Source organism: Corallococcus sp. AB032C, from assembly GCF_003668935.1.
Lineage (GTDB): Bacteria > Myxococcota > Myxococcia > Myxococcales > Myxococcaceae > Corallococcus > Corallococcus exiguus.
Window position 1 is genome coordinate 1 of the sequence record NZ_RAWP01000271.1, and the last position, 469, is coordinate 469.

A 469-nucleotide genomic window follows, 5' to 3' on the forward strand; every position below is an offset into this window, starting at 1 on the left:
CCAGTACCCGGAGCTCGCCCGCTCATCCCTGTCGAGCGAGGCAGGCTCCTCCGCCGGTGGCGAGCAGCCCAAGTTCACGGCGTACACAGCAGGGCGCCACGTCCTGGTGAAGTTCGCGGCCAACGACGACGGCGCCGCCGCTCAGCGCTGGAGAGAGTTGCTCATCTGCGAAGGCCTCGCGCTCGAAGCCGTCCAGGCCGCCGGGATTCCGGCCGCGACCTCACGCTCCCTCCGCGTCGAGGGCTACCAGTTCCTCGAGGTCGAGCGCTTCGACCGAATCGGCGAGCGAGGCCGCAAGGCGCTGCTCTCACTCATGGCCATCGACAACGAGTACCTCGGCCACGAAGGGAAGGGGAGCACCTGGACCAGCGCGGCCCGGTATCTCCTGGAGCGCCAGTCCATCAGCGACGAGGACGCCCGGCGCATTCGCTGGCTCGACACCTTCGGGCAGCTCACCGGCAACACCCAC

General features: G+C 69.1%; 1 protein-coding gene. It reads left to right on the forward strand.

All coding sequences use genetic code 11. From position 1 onward, the window contains the following. A partial coding sequence (locus D7X99_RS42025) for a HipA domain-containing protein (protein WP_199756439.1) occupies positions 1–469 on the forward strand: 469 nt, incomplete at both ends.